We start from the raw sequence: 530 nt of genomic DNA on the forward strand, positions 1-530 counted from the left end.
TGGTCGGATGTCTAATAAGAAATCAATCAAGGAAGATTGAACATGAATCCAGCCACGCTGTGGCGCAGTGTATTTATGCCGCGCCAACCTCAATGGACGAGAACGCAACAACGTCAAGCTGACATCCTCTCTTTATTCACCTTCATCGCTTTTCTGGTCGGAATTTATAGCTTAATTAAGTGGTTCAAGCATGGACACGAAAGCTTGATCTTAACTTCTGTCATTCTGATTACTCTTGAGCTTGTTTCCGCTTCTAGTCTCAAATGGTTTAAGCAACCTGCGTTATCACTTAACCTTGGTTTTGTCGGGATGTCGGTGCATGCACTCAATATCATTTATCAAAGTGGTGGTGTGGTTGATTCAACTCAAACTTATTGGGTGCCTTTGTTGGTTGTCGCTTTCTTCTTATCTGGCACTCGTCTTATCGCTATTGCTTGGAGTGGCGTGGTGATTGCCATTTCCGCCTTAATGACACATCAGCATGTTTCGGGTTTTGAGTTTCCTCAACTGGTATTATCGGAAGCTTCTCA

General features: G+C 43.4%; 1 pseudogene. It reads left to right on the top strand.

Annotated features, from left to right (window positions below):
• Positions 1-42: 42 nt before the first annotated feature.
• Positions 43-530 (top strand): annotated as a pseudogene (locus tag R7Z49_RS27375) (chemotaxis protein); the annotation flags it as partial.

The sequence above is a fragment of the Vibrio sp. 1562 genome (genome assembly GCF_033340155.1).
GTDB classification, from domain to species: Bacteria; Pseudomonadota; Gammaproteobacteria; order Enterobacterales; family Vibrionaceae; genus Vibrio; species Vibrio alginolyticus.